Here is a 17,944-nt window from a genome sequence, read left to right on the forward strand (position 1 = left end):
GCCTGCCCTGTATGGATGTAGCGCAGGCACAGACAGCCCCCGCGGCGGCTGAAACCCAGGCGGCAGACCTCCAGAACGGCAATGCGCAGGCGCTTTGCCAGCCCCAGGTCATCGGCAACCGCCGTATTCCCAAGGAGTCCGTACTGGCCCGGCTGTTCTCCCGCCAGGGCAATCTGTACGATCCTGCGATTGTCGAGCGTGATTTCAACTCGCTCTGGAACACCGGCTACTTTGAGAACGTACGCATCGAGCGCGTCGACACTCCAGCCTGCGTTCAGCTTGTCATCTACGTGCAGGAAAAGCCGACCATCCGCGAGATCAACTACAAGGGTCTGAACGCGGTTTCGCTCTCCGATGCGCAGGAGGCCTTCAAGAAGGCCAAGGTTGGTCTGACGGTTGAAAGCCAGTACGATCCCACCCGCATCAAGCGCGCCGAGACCGTGCTGAAGGAGCTTCTCTCCCAACACGGCCACCAGTTTGCGACGATCAAGAGCGAGGTCAAGACGATTCCGCCCGCTGCGGTCTCGCTGACGTTCAACGTCAAGGAAGGTCCGACCGTAAAGGTCGGCAAGATCGTCTTCGACGGCAACAACAGCATTCCGGACCGCACACTGCGCGCGTCGATGAAGAACCTGAAGCCGATCGGCGTACCCCACTCGATCGTGCTCGAGAATCTGCTGGCCCGCACCTTCGACGCCTCCAAGCTCGACGAAGACGCCGAGCGTGTCCGCGTGGCGTATCGCGATAAGGGTTACTTCAAGGCAATCACCGCCGAGCCCGTCACCAAGATCCGCGACACCTCCAGTTTCAACCCTTTCCTGCTCAAGCCCACCGTGGGCAAGCGCATCGATATCCTGATGCCGGTGGAAGAGGGCGATCGCTACAAGCTTGGCGGCATCACCTTCAAGGGCAACGCACACGTACCCAACACGCGCGTTCTGCGCGCACAGTTCGCGCTGAAGGATGGCGAGTACTTCAATGCCTCGCTCTTCGGCAAAGGTCTGACTCAGCTTCAAAAAGCCTATGGCGAACTCGGATACATCAACTTCGTCGGCACACCGGCCCCGCGCTTCGATGAAGCCAAGAAACTGATCTACCTCGACATCGATATTGACGAAGGCAAGCCGTTCTATATCTCGCGCATCGAGTTCACCGGCAACACCATCACGCGCGACAAGGTCATCCGCCGCGAACTCCTCGTGGAAGAAGGCCAGGTCTACAACTCCCGGCTGGTCGATCTCTCGTTGCTGCGCCTGAATCAGTTGAACTACTTTGAAGCCCTGAAGAGCGATCAGGACGTTGAATCCAGGCAGAACGCCGACGACGGCACCGTGGACCTTCTGGTCAAGCTGAAAGAGAAGGGCAAAAACTCGATCGGCCTGAACGGCGGTATCTCCGGGCTCTCGGGAACCTTCATCGGCCTGAACTACGAGACCAATAACTTCCTCGGACTGGGCGAAACGCTCTCCGTACAGGCGAACGTCGGCGATCTCTCGCGCAACCTGAGCTTCGGCTTCAACGAGCCTTACCTGCGCAACAAGCCGATCTCCGTCGGTGTCAGCGTCTTCACCACCAAGTACGACTTCAATCCATCCAAGAGCTACGGCGCAACCGGAACCTCGAATCTTTCCGCCGCGCAGAACTCTCAGCTTGCGAACTACAACCAGGCCACCACCGGCTTCACGACTTCACTGTCAGAGCCGCTGCGTCACTTGCTGGCGCGGACCGGTGTAGCTCGCGCCGGTGTCTCGTACTCGCTGTCGCGCTCGTCGATCACGACCTTCAACGACAACACGCGTAACGTCTTCCAGAACCTCTCGTTCCGCTCCGGCGTGGCCGGCCTGAACCAGTTGAGCGGCATCGTGACCTCGGTCTTTACGCCGACCTTCACGTTCTCCAGCCTTGACCGCGCGCAGGGCCCGCACAGCGGCCGCGACTTCAACGCGCAGATCCAGATTGCAGGCGCGGGCGGAAACGTGAAGTACTACTCGCCTGCCATTGCGTTCCGCCAGTTCTACCCGATGAAGGGTCTGAAGATTAACCGCGAAGGCCATAATGTCCTTGGCATGCGCGTCCAGCTTGCCCACGTGGGCGGGTTCGGCGGCGAAGTGGCACCGCCGCAGCAGCGTATCTATGGTGGCGGCGAATCTGAAGTCCGCGGCTTCGACGTCCGCGCTTCCTCCCCATACGTGGTCATCCCCAACCGCGTTCAGTTCAATCTGACCAACCCGGACGGCTCGACCATCCCGCGCGACCCGTCCAATCCGAGCCTGGGCAACATCCAGATTCCGATCCCGGTCTATCGTCTCCAGCCCATCGGCGGCGATACGCAGCTGACCTCTAACCTGGAGTACCGCATCCCGATCGTCAACCAGGTCACGTTTGCGTTCTTCACGGACTTCGGCCTCACCTTCAACACGCAGGACTCGCAGCTTCGCCAGAGCGTCGCCGGTTTGTCCACGTTGAACAGCCCATCCTATGGCTGCCCAACGTTCGTCAACGGTGCCTGCTTCGGCGGCCAGTCCGTCACCTTCAGCCAGTATCTGCACACGGCGTCCGGCACCAACTTTGTGCCGCGTATGTCGAACGGAGCTGAGTTGCAGGTCATCCTGCCGATCGTCAACGCACCGTTCCGCATCTTCTACGCGTATAACCCGCTTCGCCTCTACAAGGATCTGCCCATGCAGCTCCCGGTCAGCCTGGGCACGTTCCGCAGCTACTTCCCGAACACGGGCGCGGGCCAGTACAGCTACCAGCAGGCAGTACAGCTGTACGGCGCGGATTATGTCCTGCGTGAGCCGAGAAAGACCTTCCGCCTGACGGTCAGCACTACGTTCTAATGGTAGGGACGAAGTCCTACAAACTAGAGCAACAGAAGGGCCTGCTGTATGCAGGCCCTTCTGCTGTCTGCGCCCCTGTTTGCTAGGCCCTAGGCTCTCGTCCCTGTTTTCTTGCCACTCTGCCTAGAATGACATCCATCGATCCACCCTGAAAAACGATGGAGAACAAAATCAACGAGTACGTGGCGACAAGTATCCAGGCTCGTCCTTGATGAGCAGGAACAGCCAAGGCCAGCGCCAACGCGAGTCCCCCGCGCAAGCCACCCCATGTCAGCGTTCGGATGGAGCTTTGATGGCTAGGCTGAAGCAGCCGGAGCAGCATCAGGATCGCCGCGACGACAGCAAAGCGCACCACGGAGACGGAGACGATGGCAACCAGCCCGGACTCCAGCGAAAGGCGCGTAAACGGAATGGCCAAAATCTCCAGCCCGAGCAGCACAAAGAGGATCGCATTCTGGACCTCATCGATCACCTCCCAGAAACGATCGAGGCGCGTGTGTGAGATGTCGTCATGGTGATGACGCAGGTTGAAGTGACGCAGCGCGATGCCTGCGGCCACAGCTGTCAACGGCGCGGAGACGTGCAGCCGCTCCGCCAGCGCATAGGTGCCGACTGCCAGCGAGATGGTGAACAGAATCTCCACTTGGTACGCGTCCACCTGGCTCATCATCCAGGACGAGAACCAGGACGCCAGCACACCCAACGCGAGACCCGCAGCCGCCTTGAAGACCTGCAGCAGGATGAAGTGAATCGGAGAAGCAATCGTCCCGCGTGAGACCTCCAGCAGCGCGATGAAGAGCACCGCTCCCACGCCATCGTTGAACAAGGACTCGCCCGCAAGCTGAGCCTTGAGATTGCGCGATACCCCGGCGCGGCCCAGCATCTCCAATACCGCGATGGGGTCGGTAGGCGAGATCAGCGCGCCGAAGAACAGGCAGGGAAGCCACGGAGCTTGCATGCCGAGCAGAGGCAGAAGCCAGTGCATCAGCGCCGCGGTTGCCAGGAAAGATAAGAGCGTGCCGGGCAGGGAGAGCAGCGCCACGGCGAGCTTCTCTTTGGCGAGCGCCTCCAGATCCAGCAGGAAGGCACCGGCAAAGAGCAGCAAGCCCAGCATGCCGTGCAGGATCAGATTCTCGAAGTCGATCTCACCCAGCAAGTGCAGCGCCCAGGGGTGCAGGCCGGGAATCAGGTGGGCCGGAATGATCTGGTCAAGTCCCAGCAGGCCCAGCGCGGCAGCCACCGTGAGGACCATGGTGCCGATGGTGAGGGGCAGCTTAAGCCAGCGGCGGCTCGCCCAGCCGAAGAGCGCGGCGGTCGTGACGAGGATGCTGAAGAGCTCAAGCCGGGACATACCTTGAGTCTATTGGTTTTGCGGCGCGCGAGAGCTTAGTAGCTGCGCTGATACATGCGGGAGATGCGGTCATGCCATCCCAGGCGGTCGTCATCCAGCCACACCCAAAGCAGTCCGATGGCGAACGGGCAAGCCGCAACAACCGTCGCCAGGATGCGCTTGCGCATGGCGGAGCGGGACGGGTTCTCATCCGTGAAGGTGCAAAGGCCGATCCGAGCATACCGCATCCCCGGCGTCTGGTCTGAGAACGTGAAGAAAAGTAGCTGATACGAGAGATACAGGATGGCAAAGACGACCGCGGAGGTCGTCGCCGCAGCGGCTCCGGTAGGCACTGAGCCGGCGACGTAAGCAGCGGTAGCGGCGAACGCGAGGAAGGTAGCGGAGACGAGTGTGAAGTCCACGGCGGCGGCCATGAGGCGCTGGCTGACGGCTGCGGTGTGGGGCGGCAGCAGCGTCGGCATGATGGCCGTGTCATCGTCCGGTGCCTGAAAGGGTTCGATGACCGAGTGCGCGTCCAGATGGATGGAGCTCCACTCCGGCGCGGAGGACGGTGGCGGCTCAGGCGAGATCTGCTCGGCTTCAACCTCAAAGATCCGAAGCTGCGGCGCGCGGGAGGCGGGCTCATCGCGCAGCGGACCCTCCGCCAAGCGTGGGCGAGCCTTCTTGGTCGCGATCAACTGGCGCGGAAAGGAAAGGAGATTCGCCGCAATGGGCTCGACCGGCGCGGAGAAGTCGCGGAAGTCGTCGAAGACCGGCTCCTTGCGAAAGGCGATCTCTTCATCGAGCGCGAGATACTCCTCGTCGTCCAGCGGCGGGGCAGGCAGGCTCTTGAAAGGAGCGACCGAAAGCTTGGCGGGCGCGGATAGGATGGCTGCGCGGCCCACGTCCTCGTAGAGCTTGACCGTGATACCCGCGGAGGAGATCTGACGGACGGGCTCCGGGGTCGGGACGGGCGTGGGCTCGGCTTTAGCAGGTTCGACCATGACAGCGGTCTCCGCTGTGAACTCCTGCGGGGCAGTCCAGAGTTCCAGCTCAGCCAGCAGCTCTTTCTGCGCGGTGGCGACGGCCTCTGCACTGCGCACGGCGACCTCTGCGGCTGCGGCGGCCTGGCGGATAGCCTTTTGGGCCTCGTCAGCCAGGAAGGCGCGGTAGCTGGGCGACTGCGCGTAGCGCTCGGCGACCGTGGCGGCGATCTTGTTGCGGCCCTCGGGCTTGGAGTCCTCAAAGAGCTGCACGGCGGAGTGGCCGTGATAGCTGCGGCGCTGGCGATGCTGTGCAATGCGCTCCGCCATCTGCTGACGCAACGCACCGGGCCGTGGGCTCTCGGAATGCTGCCCCGCAAGGGCTGCGGCGGTCTCGTCCGCCGGAGAAATTTCGAGCTGTGCAGAGCTCATCGTGTTCAAACCCAAACCCGCTTCCGTGAAATCGTTTAGCCTTGAGATCGGTGGTGTGCGTCGCTCCAGTTCGAACCGGCCCGGGAAGAGAGAAAAGCTTCTGCGGTGAGTCTCGTCTGGAGTTCAGCAGCCGTTACCTCTTCATAACTATCATGGCCTTCGCCCTCAGTGGGATGCATCTGCACGCACAGCAGATGACAACTCAGGCACCCCCCCCTCCAGACCAGATAACCGCCCAGACAACCGGGCTCCCAAATACGCCGTCCGAGGTCCGCTATCCCCTCGCCTACATCGTCCCTGCCGCTGATGGCGGAAGTGACGTGACCTGGGATGCAGGCACCCAATCCGAGCACAACGGCGTTTATTCGCTCGATAACGATGTCGTCATCACCATGAAGGACCGCATCATCCGCGCGGACCACATCGACTTCGACAAGAAGACCGGAGACGTCATCGCCAGCGGCCACCTCGTCATTACTGGCGGCGAGAATCAGGAGCGCATCTCCGCCGCCCACGGCGTCTACAATCTCAAGAATCAGACCGGACGTTTCTACGACGTCAGTGGCTCGGTCGCCATGAAGCCACCGGCCGTTCGCGCGCCCACGCTGATCCCGTCCGACCCCACTTACTCCACCGCCAGCCGCGTGATCTATACCTCCGGCAACCCGTTTCTCTTCAGCGGCCGCATGGTCGTCAAGACCGGACCCGCGAACTATGACATCTACGACGGCACCGTGACCTCCTGCCAGTTGCCCAAGCCCGACTGGCTGCTCTCCTCCACCCACTTCTCTATGGACGGGGACAAGGCCAAGGCAACCGGTAGCACCTTCCACCTGCTCGGCCTGCCGGTGCTGTATCTGCCCTACGTGACGCATCCGGTGGACTCCAACCAGCGCCAGTCCGGCTTTCTGATCCCTACGATCGGCCAGTCCTCGACCAAGGGCTTCATCATCGGCGAGCAGATCTACGTGGTCATCAACCGCTCGTCCGATCTCACCGTCGGCGCGGACTACTACTCCTCCCGCGGCTATGCGCAGATGGCCACCTTCCGCTACCGCGGCCAGGGCCAGGACTTCGTCAACGTCCATTACACCGGTCTGCTGGATAAGCTCGTAGGCGCAGCCAACCAAGGCGGAGAGGACTTCGTTCTCGCCGGCCGGCATGACTTCACCAAATACACGCGCACCGCCGGCAACATCGAATACCTCTCCAGCTACATCTACCGCGAGGCATTCACAGACAACTTCAACCAAGCCGTGACCTCAGACGTGGTCTCCACCGCGTATCTGACCCATGACCATGACGGCTTTGAGCTGGCCGCGCTCGCAGACCGCTACCAGGGCATCAAGCTCATCGCCCAAGGCACTACACCGCAGCAGCAGGTGCGCCTCTTCCACGTGCCGACGTTCAGCTTCTCCGCCACAGATCATCATCTCGGCACCTCCAGCCTGGAGTACACCTTCGACGCCTCCGCCTCCGGGCTCAAGCGCACGCAGCCCAACTTCGCCACCGGCGGCGTTGTGGAGCGGTTCGACTTCCACCCGCAGGTCGCCGTTCCGTTCTCCATCGGTCAGTGGCGCATCCGCCCGGCGGTCGGAACACGGGAGACGCTGTACTCCCGCTCGCGCGTAACCCCGTACACCCCCGGCGGCACGCCCGTCGAAGATCTCGGCGGTCTTACCCGCGTGACCTTGGAAGGCGAACTCGACATCCGGCCGCCCGTCATCGAGCGCACCTTCACCCCCACCGCCTTCAAGAAGTTCCTGGGCAGCCAGATCCGTCATACCATCGAGCCGGAGTTTGCCTACCGCTACACCGGCGGCGTCGATAACTTCCTCAAGGTGCTGCGCTTCGACGAGACCGACGTCGTCTCGGACCGGAACGAGGCCGAGTACGGCGTCACCCAGCGCCTCTTCCGCAAAGCCGCACCACACAAGGACGGCACCCCCTGCCATACGAATGAGCTCCCCCAGGGCCCAGGACTCGAGCCCGAAGCCGCCAGCGAACCCGTCCCAGAGGACCAGGCCAACAAGGGCTGCGGCAATGAAGAGCTCATCAGTTGGCGCCTCACCCAGAAGTACTTCTTCGACCCCACCTTCGGCCATGCTGTCCTCAACGGTCGCCGCAACATCTTCGATTCCACCCTCGATCTCTCCGGTGTCGCCTTCCTGACCGAGCCGCGCAGCATCTCTCCGCTCATCAGCCGCCTGCGCGTCCGCACCACCGCCAAGACGGACGTGGAGTGGGACTTCGACTACGACACCGGTGCCAAAAAGTTCACCTCCAACAACGTCTTCCTGGACGTCCATCAAGGCAACGCGTTCGGTGCCCTCAGCTACGCCCGCCTGGACGCCCCCGGCCGTTTCTACACCTCAAACGTCAGCTCCACCGTCTCCAGCTTCAACCAGATGCGCGTCCTGCTCGGCTACGGTCAACCCACCAGGCCCGGTCTCGCCATCGCCGGGAACGCCGGCTTCGATCTCTGCCCCGCCGTCACCTCACCCACCACGGCGACCCCTTCCGCAAGCTGCGCCACCCTCCAGTACGCCGCCATCCAGACCTCCTACAACTGGAACTGCTGCGGCCTGGCAGTCGAGTACCGCAAATATGAGCTAGGCGCAGTCCGCAACGAAGGCGTGTACCGCTTCAACTTCACGCTTGCGAATATTGGTGCCGCTGGAAATCTCCGCCGCGCCGAGCGCCTCTTCTAAAATCAGGGCGTCTTTTCCAGGAAAAGCAGCGTCTGCTCAAAGACCTTTCGTAAAACCCGCATCACACCCCTGCAAGTCCTGTTCCGCCAAGAGAACCGCCAAATCCTGCTCCAAGACCCGGAGATCGATGCACGTACGTCCCCTGCACCTGGCCTCCCTCGCACTCCTCGCGTCAAACCTCTTCGCCGAGCCTATCCCCGTGCGCCACATCCAGGGCACCGCACACGGCTTCCTCTCCATTCGCTCCCTTGACGGCAAGCTCCTCGCCGCCGGCGACCTCATCCAGGTCGCCCACGCCGACCGCGTTACCTCCCGCCTGACCTTCCACTTCCGGGACGGCTCGCTCGACGACGAAACCACCACCTTCACCCAGAGTGGCTCCTTCCACCTCATCAGCGATCACCACATCCAACGCGGCCCATCCTTCCCCAAGCCCCTGGACCTGACCATCGAGGCCAACGGCCAGCTCACCTTCCGCATCCTCGGCGGTGACGGCAAGCCCCAGACCACGCAGGAACACATGGACCTGCCGCCGGACGTCGCCAATGGCATGCAGCTTACCCTGCTCATGAACCTCTCCGCCGACTCCCCCGAGATCAAGGTCCCGTTCGTCGTCACCGTCGGCAAGCCCCGCCTGATCCACTTTGCCGTCAAGCCGGAGGGCGAAGAGACCTTCACCATCGGCGGCGTCCACCGCAAAGCTACCGACTTCACCGTCAAGCCTGAGCTGGGCGGCCTCGTCGGGCTGGTAGCCCCGCTCGTCGGCAAGCAGCCCCCGGACTGCCACGTCTGGATCATGGAAGGCCTCGCACCCGCCTTCATCCGCGAGGAAGGCCAGCTCTACTACGGCGGCCCCATCTGGCGCATCGAGCAGATCAGCGCCGCCTTCCCTGCGGCTACGCGCTAACTAAGGCAGCCGAGCCGGAGCAAGCCCCGTCACAAACGCCGTACGCTGCATCGCCAAACCAGCCTCGCGGCGATCCTCCGGCAGCCCATCTCCCGCATACCGCCGATAAGCATGTGTCGCACCAACCTCCACAAACTCCACCGCCTGCGGTGAATCCGCGATCCGCGCACCGAACCAATGCGGATCATCCCGCTGCACCCATGTCACCAGCGCCAGTACCGCGCCCGCCGGATAGCTAACCGCCCCGGCCGCAATCGCCCCGCGAGCTCCGGTCGCCTTCACCGCAGCGTCGTTCCCATACAGCGTCGCCATCGTATGCGTCTTCGGATCGACGTACATCGTGATCGCATTCCAGCCCAGCGGCTGATACGGCAGGCTGGCCGGCAGCGCCGCAGCATGGTTGTTCACGACCTCCACCTTCGCCACCTTCGCCGGCGTGATCGGCATCGTGTAGACATAGTCATCACCCTTCACCGGCTGATGGCAGCTCGTGCATTCGTTCACGAACTTCGCATCCTTGCCATAAGGCTTCAGGTCCATACCACGCCACCGTCCCCAACCCCAGCCCTCCTGGTTCTTGTAGCGCTGCGCATCCTTCCGCATCAGTTCCACCTGCACGAACTTGCCGGGATGCACCAGGCCATCCGCCCCTGGCTCCTGCTGCCAGGCCACCTTTGCAAACTGTGCCCCATCCGGCCATGGCGAGATATTGCCTGACTGCGCCGCCTTCACCGCAATCTCATTGCCCAGGATGAACCGGAACGTATTGTTGTCTCCACGATCTGTCGTACTCAGCGGCTTCCAACCCTCAAAGCTACCGTCAAACGTGAAGCCGTCGAACTCCGGCAGCACAGAGGTCAAAGAAACCAGTGCCGCGGCAGGCGCAGTCACGGCAGCATCAGTCTTCGGAGCAGCCGGAGCCACAGGCGACCACGGCGCAAGATACGCCTTAAGAATCGACAGCTCCTCCGGCGTCACCTTCGCATCCGGGTGCAGCGCCGTGAACTGCGGCAGCGGCATCGCGCCGAGTTGGATCATGTTCACAGCCTCAAACAGCGTCGCCTTCTGCATCGCCGCCGGCTTCGCGCCGATCGTCGAGAAGTTCACATGCTCTCGCGCCGTCAGGATGTCATGCCGCACCAGCCAGTATCCGGGAACGATCTCGTCGAACCATGCAAGCCGCCGCTCGTTCGAGTGGCAGCTATAGCAATCCTTGCGCAGCACCTGCATCACCTGCGGCGGAGCCTGCAGCTCAGCCGTAGCAGCCGGTGCAGGAATGCTGGGACGCACAGCCTGCAAAAGAACGAACACCACCACACCCACCAGCAGCAACTGACCTAGAATTTTCATCGTGCTTATCGTTCTCCGTTCGTATAACAAGGGAAGCGTTCAACCCTGATAAAACAACGCTACCGCGCGAGATTCATTCTGAGGCTCTCACATGTGCCGCGGAGCGCATATCAAATTCTCTCCGCTTGGTAAAAGCCTTACCTTTTCGCCGGCGTCGGCCTAAGCACCAGCTTCGAGGACCTGCTGAAACAAGGTGCCAAACCACTCCTCGTCGGAGCGATCGGCGAGATCGCTATCGCCGCCATCACGCTGGTCCTGATGCTGAGCGCGGATCACTACGATCACCTGCAAATCAGGCCAGGCGATCAAGCCACTCGATCAGCAAGGCATGTTCCGCCTTCGTGAAGACCTTTGTTCTCTGCGGCTCGTCAACACTGACCACGAGAGCTCGTAGCGTCGTAGCGACCGATGCGATCGCCGGAGCCTGCAGCATCGGCGCGTCCACAACGATCGCCGCCAGAGCCGCATCGCACGCTGCGTCTGACAAAGTCATGTCGCGCAGATCGCTCTTCATCTCCAGCAGCGTCATCACCATGCCGCACGCGGCCGCGTGAAAGAGACGCGCCGCTCGTTCTTCGCTGACACGCAGCCGTCCCACTACCGCGACCCGATGCATATGTTCGAGCAGGATGCGGTGCGATCGTTCAGCAGCCAGGCTCTCCGCGCCAGGATGAGGATCGGCGTACATCAGCAGATAGAGCTCAGGATGAGTCAGCCCAAACTGCACATGCAGCCTCCAGCCTGCGCGAAGCGCCTCCACCGGATCTTCTGTATCCACCGGAGACCGCTTTTTCGCCATGTACACGCCAAAACCATGCTCCCCGACAGCGTTCAGCAGACCCGCTTTGTCCTTGAAGAGCCTGTAGAGAATAGGCGGCTGCACCCGCGCAGCCTCAGCCACCGCGCGGGTCGTCAGGGCGTCGCGGCCGCCCTTTGCGAGCAGAACCATCGCAGCCTTGAGGATGCGCTCGCGATGGTTAGCCCCAGGAACAACCGTGGAGAGCTCTTGCTTGACGTTCTTCGGCACACCCCTAATTCTATCTGATTGTTTCCAACGAAACTAAAATTATGATACCAATGGAAACACAAAGTAATGCTGACAAAGCAAGCAAGGGGAATCAATGATCGTCGTAACAGGTGCAACCGGACAGTTGGGCCGGCAAATCGTGGAAGGACTTCTGAACAAGCTGCCGGGAACTCAGATCGGAATCAGCGTCCGTGATCCGGAAAAGGCTGAAGACTTCAAGCAGCGCGGTGTCCGCATCTGCAAGGCGGACTTCGCTGACCCGGCCGGCCTGGCGGGGGCGTTCGACGGAGCTGAGCAGATTCTGATGGTCTCGGTGAACAAGTTCGGCGAGGAGGCCGTCCGCCTCGCCGGTAATGCCATCCAGGCGGCAAAGAAAGCCGGCGCAAAACGCATCCTCTACACCAGCCATCAAGGAGCGAGTGCGTCGTCCGCCTTCGTCCCCGCGCAGGGCCACGCGGCAACTGAAGCCTTGCTTGCAGCGTCCGGAGTTCCGTACGTCTCGCTCCGCAATGGCTTCTATGCGGAGTCGGCGTTGTTCCAGTTAGGAAGCCTCAAGCAGGCAGGGAAGATCTCCCTTCCGGAAGATGGCCCCGTCTCCTGGACCTCACGATCCGACCTCGCAGAGGCTGCGGTCGCTGCCCTCACCCAGCCTGGTCTGTTCGACGGCGTCTCACCGCCTTTGACCGCCTCACAGACGCTGGACTTCGCTGCCATCGCAAAGCTCGCCTCGGAGATCCTCGGTCGCGAGATTGTGCGAGAGACCGTCACCGATGAGGACTATCGCGCAGGCCTGATCGCGCATGGCCTTCCAGAGATGCTGGCCGATGGAATCGGAAGCCTCTACAAGGCGAGCCGGGCCGATGAGTTTGCCGTCGTCGATCCAACTCTGCAGCGTCTGCTTGGCCGCAGACCCACCGCCATGACGGATGCTCTGAGCGAGTTCCTATCGAAGCCCGAGACCAAATCCTGGTAAAGCCACGGAGTGAGGCCGGAGCCGGAGGGGGAACTGGCCCCGCCCCCCCAAAGTGAGATAATAAAGGCGTGAACGCCGTCGCCAAGCCACTCCTCGCTCTCGCCCTCGTAGCCTCTTCCTTCGGCTGCCACGCCCAGAAGCCCGCCGCCGGAACCCTCTCGCCGGAGCTTTACCGCCGCGTCGAGATCCTCATCCGCACCCGCGCCAAGATTCCGCCGAACTACCTCATCCACATCGGCCCGCGCACCCCCTCGGACGTCCCCGGCTACGACAGCATGGAGGTCAGCTTCACCGCTGACGGACAGCAGAGCAAGCCCGTTACCTTCCTGCTCTCCAACGATGGCAAGACCGTCGCACAGTTCTCCAAGTACGACATCAGCGCCAACCCCCTCACCGTTGTCTCTGGCACCGATCGCCCCGCACGCGGTGGACCGCAGGGAGCCCCCGTCGAAATCGTTGGATTCGACGACCTCGAGTGCCCCTACTGCGCAAAGATGCACAGCCAGATCTTTCCCGCGCTCACCCAGCGCTACGGCGATAAGGTCCGCTTCGTCTACAAGGACTTCCCCATCTCTCAGCACCCCTGGGCCATGCGCGCCGCCGTGGATGTGAACTGCGTCGCCACCCAGAGCTCGCAGGGCTACTGGAACCTGGTCGACACCATCCACGCCCATGCCGGCGAACTCGGAGGCACAGACCACAACCTCCAGAAGGCGCTCGATTCGCTCGACAAGATGACGCTGGACGAGGCCGCCAAGGAGAAACTCAAGCAGCCTGAGGTCGAAGCCTGCATCAAGAAACAGGACGACACCAAGATCAAGGCATCCCTCAAGGTCGGCGAGGACCTGAACGTCGAGGCCACGCCCGTCCTCTTCATCAACGGCGAGAAGTTCGAAGGAGCCTATCCGCTCGAGGATCTGTACCGCTTCGTCGATTCGGCCCTGATCGCCGCCGGCCAGACCCCGCCGCCGCCGTATGTCCCGCCCGCGGCACCCGCCACGCCTTCCGATAACGCTCCCGCGCCCGTCACGAAGCCGGGCAGCTAGTATCCGCGTCTAACCCAGTGATGAAAATATTGGACAATAAAGCCAGCGAGGCTTACGAAGTGCCCCAGAATCGGATTCAGATGCAGGTTCAAGCCCAGATTCACTCGCAGACGCGGCAACGCGGCACCTTATTTCTGCTGATTCCGCTCCTCGCTCTTGCGGGCTGCCACCCCCAGCACTCTGCGGACGTCATGGCCACGGTCAACGGCCATGCCATCATGCGCGCGGACCTGGACAAGGTCTACAACCTGCAGCTCGGGGAAGCCCAGCAGTCCCAACCGTCAGCCGAGCAGGCAGACTCCCAGCGCCTCGGTCTCCTGAAACAACTCATCGACGAAGAGATCGTCCAGCAGCGCGCCACCAAGATGAATCTCACGGCCACGAACGAAGAGGTCGATGCCAAGCTGGCAGAGATGAAGGCCCCCTACACCGAAGAGCAGTTCGACGGGCTTCTGCGCGAGCGTCACACCTCGGTCGATGACATCAAGCGCGATCTGCGCCGCTCTCTCACCATGAATAAGCTGCTGAACAAGGAGATCAACTCCAAGGTCACCGTCTCCGATGCCGATATCACCAGCTACTTCAATCAGCACAAGAGCGAGTTCAACAACATCGAGACCCAGTACCACATCGCCCGCATCCTGGTGACCAGCAGCCCCGCCCCCCAGGCCGGCAACCTCCAGGGCAGCAAGGCCCAGACCGACGCCGACGCCAAAAAGAAGATCCTGGCGCTCAAGAATCGCGTCGACTCCGGCGAGGACTTCGGTTCGCTCGCGATGAACTTCTCGGAAGACCCCCAAACCTCGGCCTCAGGCGGAGACATGGGCTCGGTCGCCGAGACCCAGATGAAGTCCAACCCCATCATCTTCAACTCGCTGGCCAACCTGAAGCCCGGCCAGGTCACCGACATCATGCCGTTCCCGGACCCGTCCGACCCCAAGAAGGTCGGCGGCTATGCCATCTTCCAGCTTCTCTCCCGCGACCCCGCCGGCCAGCATGACGTCTCCGAACCTCAGGTCCAGCAGCGTATCCGCCAAGGCCTGCACGACGCCCGCTCCCAGCTTCTAAAGGGCGCCTACTACGAGATGCTCCGCGACCATGCCAAGGTAGAAAACTTCTACGCAGAGCAGATCTTCAAGTCGGACGCCCACTAAATCCGCCGGTGGGTCATGATCGGCGCGGAGCAGGAAGTCCAGACTTAACCTACCTGTTTTGAAGACTTTGGACCCCTTTACCCGGGTAGGGGTGAAGGGGTCGATTTACTCCCAGGTCTATTCGCCGACTGTCCCGTAGTCACGTCCGGGAGCACCCGAAACCGGCTTGCCCTCCTGCACGTAATTCCGGTTCCACTTCGGGATCTCGACCACATAGGTCCCCGGCCGCTCAATCACCGCCTGGCACCCCAACCGGCTGCTCAGCTGAATATCCGCCGCCGTCTCCATCCGGTCAAGCTCCAGGTCCTCCGCCTCGGAGACACCCTTCGCCCCTTCCTTCACCCAAAGGTGACAGGTCGTGCAGGCGCAGACGCCGCCGCACGCGTGGTCAAGGAAGATCCCGTAGTTCTCCGCCACATCCAGGAAGCTCATGGGCCGCCCATGCCCCTCATAGGGCAGCGTATCGAACGGGAACTCGACGGTCTTATCCTCCGGCAGGAACGTCACGCGGACGATCCCTTCAGCTGGGGGAGTGGAGCGGTCTACAAACGGAAGCTTTACTTCGTGATCTGACATTATTCCTCGATTTTACCGTGCTGCGAGCATCTAGGCTCAGTCTTCGGTCGATTCACCCGGAGTCTCCGGATTCAACTCAATCTGCGTCAACCCATCGCTCTCTTTACCCGGGTTGATCTCAGCAGGAGCAAAGGCATGCGGAGCGGACGGAGAAGCCCCAAGATTCTGCCCCATGGACTCCCCGGCAGCCGCCATCGTCTGCCCCTTCATCGCCCCGGAGACGGCCGAATCCATCATGATCTCCGCGAAACGCCGGGTAGCCTGGTCCAGCGCCTCGATCGCCTTGCGAATGATCTTGTGGTCGCCGCCCTTGAGCGATGCCTTGAGTTCGGTGGTGGCAGCCTCGATCTTCGCGATCTCGTCAAAGCTAAGCTGCTGCCACGCGGGGGTGGACTTGCCCTTCTCCACCGCTGTCATGATCGTCTCAGCCTCGTTTTTGGCTTCGATCACCTGGCGCTCAGTAATGTCCTGCTCGGCGTTATCGAAGGAGTCGAGAATCATGGTCTCAACCTGCTCGTCGGTAAGGCCGTAGGTTGGCTTGACCTCAATCTCGGCCTCTTTACGGCTGCGCTGCTCCCGCGCCGAAACGTGCAGGATGCCGTTCGCGTCGATGAGAAACTTGACCTCAATCCGCGGCAATCCGGCGACCATCGGCGGAATCCCCTTCAGGTCGAAGCGCGCCAAAGACCGGCAATCCTTAGCCAATTCCCGCTCCCCCTGCACCACATGGATGGCGACGTTCGTCTGCCCATCCACCCCGGTCGTGAAGTGCTCCGTCGCCGAAGCAGGAATGGTCGAGTTGCGTTGAATGATCTTGGCGACAACGCCGCCCAGAGCCTCGATCCCCAATGAAAGCGGCGTGACATCGAGGAGTAGCAGATCTTCCGTAGCTGCAGACCCACCGGCTAGAATCCGTGCCTGCACCGCAGCGCCTAAAGCGACAACCTCATCAGGATTCAGTTCCGTATGGAGCTTCTTGCCTCGGGCCTCCAGATCAAACAGTTGCGTCACCAAGGTGCGGACAGCAGGGATGCGCGTGCTGCCCCCCACCATCACAACCTCATCTATCTGAGCTGGGGTAAGCTGTGCATCGGCAAGCGCCTGACGTACAGGGCCAGCCGTCCGAGTAATAACCGGGGCGACAAGCTGATCAAACTGCTCACGCGTAATCTCGCGGCGGTAGTGCTTCTGCCCCGGAAGCGTGACGTTCAGGTGCGCCGATTTATTGAGGGAGAGCGCGATCTTCGCGTCGATCACAGCCTTACGAATCGCCTGAATCGCCTCGGGATTGCCACCAACATCCACCCCTAAATCCCCGGAGATATCGTCGAGCGCAATAGCAATCAGCAGGTTGTCGATATCGTCGCCGCCCAGGTGGGTATCCCCTCCGGTGGAGATGACCTCAAAGATCCCCTCATGCAGCTTGAGGATCGAGATATCAAACGTGCCGCCGCCCAGGTCATACACGGCAATGACACCATCCTTTTGCTTGTCGAGACCATAGGCGAGTGCAGCCGCAGTCGGCTCATTGACCAACCGCAGAACATCCAGCCCTGCGATGCGCCCCGCATCCTTGGTGGCTTGGCGCTGCGCGTCATTGAAGTAGGCCGGAACCGTAATGACTGCCTTGGTGACAGCCCCGCCCAGAAAGCGCTCTGCGTTGCGTTTGAGCTGCTGAAGGACGTACGCGGAGATCTCTGGAGGCGTTAGCGTCAGCCCGCCGACATTCAATCGCAGCACCTCGCCTGCCTTGGCGTCGTCAGCAAGGCGGAAGGGAAACAGCTTCAGCTCATCCTGAATATCGGTAATGTCGCGGCCCATCAAACGCTTGGCGGAGTAGACTGCAGACGCAGAATCCTGCATGAGAGTCGCGCGTGCCGCATTTCCGACCGCAACGCCGTTATCCGTCCACGCGACGACGGACGGAACCAGCCGCTCTCCGTCTTCGCCGGGAATAACCACCGGGGTATCGCCCTGCATGAAGGCTACAAGCGAGTTTGTGGTGCCGAGATCGATGCCTACAACGCGTTCTTCTGCCATGAGTTTCCGGTAATCCTTTGCTTATTGTTCGATGCGTGCGGCTTACGGGCGGTGCCGAATTTCATTTGCCGTTCCTCATCCATTGTCCTACACTGGCCCGGCATAATCTCAACCCATTGGAGGACAGCATGAGTTCTACGCTTGCAAAGGACTGTAAATCGTCGATCATCCCAGCCATGCGGTACCGCGATGCCCACAAAGCCATCGAGTGGCTCGTCACCGCCTTCGGCATGGAGAAAAAGGCCGTTTACGACGCACCGGAGGGCCACGTCATGCACGCCGAGCTCACCTTTGGTAACGGCATGGTCATGATCGGCTCGGTCGTCAACGGGGGCGAATACTCCAAACTCATCTCCCAGCCCGACGAGATCGGCGGACGCAGCACGCAGTCCATCTGCCTCATCGTGACCGACGCTACGGCGATTTACGAGTCTGCGAAGGCTGCTGGAGCCGAGATCACCGGGGAGCTCGCTGAAATGGAATACGGTGGCAAGGCCTTCGGGTACAAGGACCCGGAGGGACACCTCTGGTCGATCGGGGAGTACGATCCCTGGGCTTACTAGACTGCGCCGCCA

14 protein-coding genes are annotated in these 17,944 nt (G+C 61.6%); 7 read left to right on the forward strand and 7 right to left on the reverse strand.

Annotated elements, in window-relative coordinates:
- Positions 1 to 11: 11 nt before the first annotated feature.
- Positions 12 to 2,840 carry an outer membrane protein assembly factor BamA gene (bamA, locus tag ACIX9_RS18255; protein ID WP_408609732.1) on the forward strand — a complete coding sequence of 943 codons (2,829 nt, stop codon included), beginning with the start codon at positions 12 to 14 and terminating at the stop codon, positions 2,838 to 2,840.
- 82 nt (positions 2,841 to 2,922) lie between these two features.
- Here bamA and ACIX9_RS18260 read toward each other — a convergent pair whose 3' ends face one another.
- Together ACIX9_RS18260 and ACIX9_RS18265 are read right to left on the reverse strand one after the other, a co-directional pair.
- A complete protein-coding gene (locus ACIX9_RS18260; protein ID WP_013581977.1) occupies positions 2,923 to 4,191 on the reverse strand; it encodes a cation:proton antiporter in 1,269 nt (422 codons plus the stop codon).
- 35 nt (positions 4,192 to 4,226) lie between these two features.
- Complete coding sequence (locus tag ACIX9_RS18265) at positions 4,227 to 5,585, reverse strand: RDD family protein (protein WP_013581978.1); 1,359 nt, start codon at positions 5,583 to 5,585, stop codon at positions 4,227 to 4,229.
- A gap of 152 nt (positions 5,586 to 5,737) precedes the next feature.
- Here ACIX9_RS18265 and ACIX9_RS18270 point away from each other — a divergent pair, with 152 nt between their 5' ends.
- Positions 5,738 to 8,296: an LPS-assembly protein LptD gene (locus tag ACIX9_RS18270; RefSeq protein ID WP_013581979.1), complete on the forward strand. Its 2,559-nt coding sequence runs from the start codon at positions 5,738 to 5,740 to the stop codon at positions 8,294 to 8,296.
- A 127-nt stretch (positions 8,297 to 8,423) separates the two neighbouring features.
- Positions 8,424 to 9,203 (forward strand): hypothetical protein, encoded by a 780-nt coding sequence (locus ACIX9_RS18275; protein ID WP_013581980.1) that lies wholly within the window; start codon positions 8,424 to 8,426, stop codon positions 9,201 to 9,203.
- On the opposite strand, the gene ACIX9_RS18280 is transcribed toward ACIX9_RS18275, so the two are convergent.
- From ACIX9_RS18280 to ACIX9_RS18285, 3 genes are all read right to left on the reverse strand, one after another.
- Positions 9,204 to 10,553, reverse strand: coding sequence for a cytochrome P460 family protein (locus tag ACIX9_RS18280; protein WP_013581981.1), 1,350 nt, complete (start codon positions 10,551 to 10,553; stop codon positions 9,204 to 9,206).
- 159 nt (positions 10,554 to 10,712) lie between these two features.
- A complete protein-coding gene (locus ACIX9_RS27460) occupies positions 10,713 to 10,844 on the reverse strand; it encodes a hypothetical protein (RefSeq protein ID WP_269744680.1) in 132 nt (43 codons plus the stop codon).
- Position 10,845: 1 nt separating this feature from the next.
- On the reverse strand, positions 10,846 to 11,580 hold the full coding sequence (locus ACIX9_RS18285; protein WP_013581982.1) for a TetR/AcrR family transcriptional regulator: 735 nt from the start codon (positions 11,578 to 11,580) through the stop codon (positions 10,846 to 10,848).
- Between the two features lie 94 nt (positions 11,581 to 11,674).
- On the opposite strand from ACIX9_RS18285, the gene ACIX9_RS18290 reads away from it, so the two are divergent.
- The 3 genes from ACIX9_RS18290 (at position 11,675) to ACIX9_RS18300 (ending at position 14,753) form a co-directional block, all read left to right on the forward strand.
- Positions 11,675 to 12,553, forward strand: a complete 879-nt coding sequence (locus ACIX9_RS18290) for an SDR family oxidoreductase (RefSeq protein ID WP_013581983.1) — start codon at positions 11,675 to 11,677, stop codon at positions 12,551 to 12,553.
- A 68-nt stretch (positions 12,554 to 12,621) separates the two neighbouring features.
- Positions 12,622 to 13,599 (forward strand): DsbA family protein, encoded by a 978-nt coding sequence (locus tag ACIX9_RS18295; protein WP_013581984.1) that lies wholly within the window; start codon positions 12,622 to 12,624, stop codon positions 13,597 to 13,599.
- A gap of 20 nt (positions 13,600 to 13,619) precedes the next feature.
- On the forward strand, positions 13,620 to 14,753 hold the full coding sequence (locus ACIX9_RS18300; protein ID WP_013581985.1) for a SurA N-terminal domain-containing protein: 1,134 nt from the start codon (positions 13,620 to 13,622) through the stop codon (positions 14,751 to 14,753).
- Between the two features lie 117 nt (positions 14,754 to 14,870).
- Here the strand turns inward: ACIX9_RS18300 and ACIX9_RS18305 are convergent, their stop codons facing one another.
- Both ACIX9_RS18305 and hscA read right to left on the reverse strand, forming a co-directional pair.
- On the reverse strand, positions 14,871 to 15,329 hold the full coding sequence (locus ACIX9_RS18305) for a 2Fe-2S iron-sulfur cluster-binding protein (protein ID WP_013581986.1): 459 nt from the start codon (positions 15,327 to 15,329) through the stop codon (positions 14,871 to 14,873).
- Positions 15,330 to 15,365: 36 nt separating this feature from the next.
- Entirely contained in the window at positions 15,366 to 17,369 is a 2,004-nt protein-coding gene (gene hscA, locus ACIX9_RS18310; protein WP_013581987.1) for a Fe-S protein assembly chaperone HscA, read from the reverse strand.
- Positions 17,370 to 17,497: 128 nt separating this feature from the next.
- Here hscA and ACIX9_RS18315 point away from each other — a divergent pair, with 128 nt between their 5' ends.
- Complete coding sequence (locus tag ACIX9_RS18315) at positions 17,498 to 17,932, forward strand: VOC family protein (protein ID WP_013581988.1); 435 nt, start codon at positions 17,498 to 17,500, stop codon at positions 17,930 to 17,932.
- The last annotated feature ends 12 nt before the right edge of the window (positions 17,933 to 17,944 follow it).

Source organism: Granulicella tundricola MP5ACTX9 (genome assembly GCF_000178975.2).
Classification (GTDB): Bacteria; Acidobacteriota; Terriglobia; order Terriglobales; family Acidobacteriaceae; genus Edaphobacter; species Edaphobacter tundricola.

Bases quoted from the DNA above. Each gene is read 5' to 3' on its own strand.
- ACIX9_RS18315 (WP_013581988.1), top strand. From the start codon at position 17,498: ATGAGTTCTACGCTTGCAAAGGACTGTAAATCGTCGATCATCCCAGCC.
- ACIX9_RS18275 (WP_013581980.1), top strand. From the start codon at position 8,424: ATGCACGTACGTCCCCTGCACCTGGCCTCCCTCGCACTCCTCGCGTCA.
- ACIX9_RS18300 (WP_013581985.1), top strand. From the start codon at position 13,620: ATGAAAATATTGGACAATAAAGCCAGCGAGGCTTACGAAGTGCCCCAG.
- hscA (WP_013581987.1), bottom strand. From the start codon at position 17,369: ATGGCAGAAGAACGCGTTGTAGGCATCGATCTCGGCACCACAAACTCG.
- ACIX9_RS18305 (WP_013581986.1), bottom strand. From the start codon at position 15,329: ATGTCAGATCACGAAGTAAAGCTTCCGTTTGTAGACCGCTCCACTCCC.
- ACIX9_RS18265 (WP_013581978.1), bottom strand. From the start codon at position 5,585: ATGAGCTCTGCACAGCTCGAAATTTCTCCGGCGGACGAGACCGCCGCA.
- ACIX9_RS18280 (WP_013581981.1), bottom strand. From the start codon at position 10,553: ATGAAAATTCTAGGTCAGTTGCTGCTGGTGGGTGTGGTGGTGTTCGTT.
- bamA (WP_408609732.1), top strand. From the start codon at position 12: ATGGATGTAGCGCAGGCACAGACAGCCCCCGCGGCGGCTGAAACCCAG.
- ACIX9_RS18260 (WP_013581977.1), bottom strand. From the start codon at position 4,191: ATGTCCCGGCTTGAGCTCTTCAGCATCCTCGTCACGACCGCCGCGCTC.
- ACIX9_RS18270 (WP_013581979.1), top strand. From the start codon at position 5,738: ATGGCCTTCGCCCTCAGTGGGATGCATCTGCACGCACAGCAGATGACA.
- ACIX9_RS18290 (WP_013581983.1), top strand. From the start codon at position 11,675: ATGATCGTCGTAACAGGTGCAACCGGACAGTTGGGCCGGCAAATCGTG.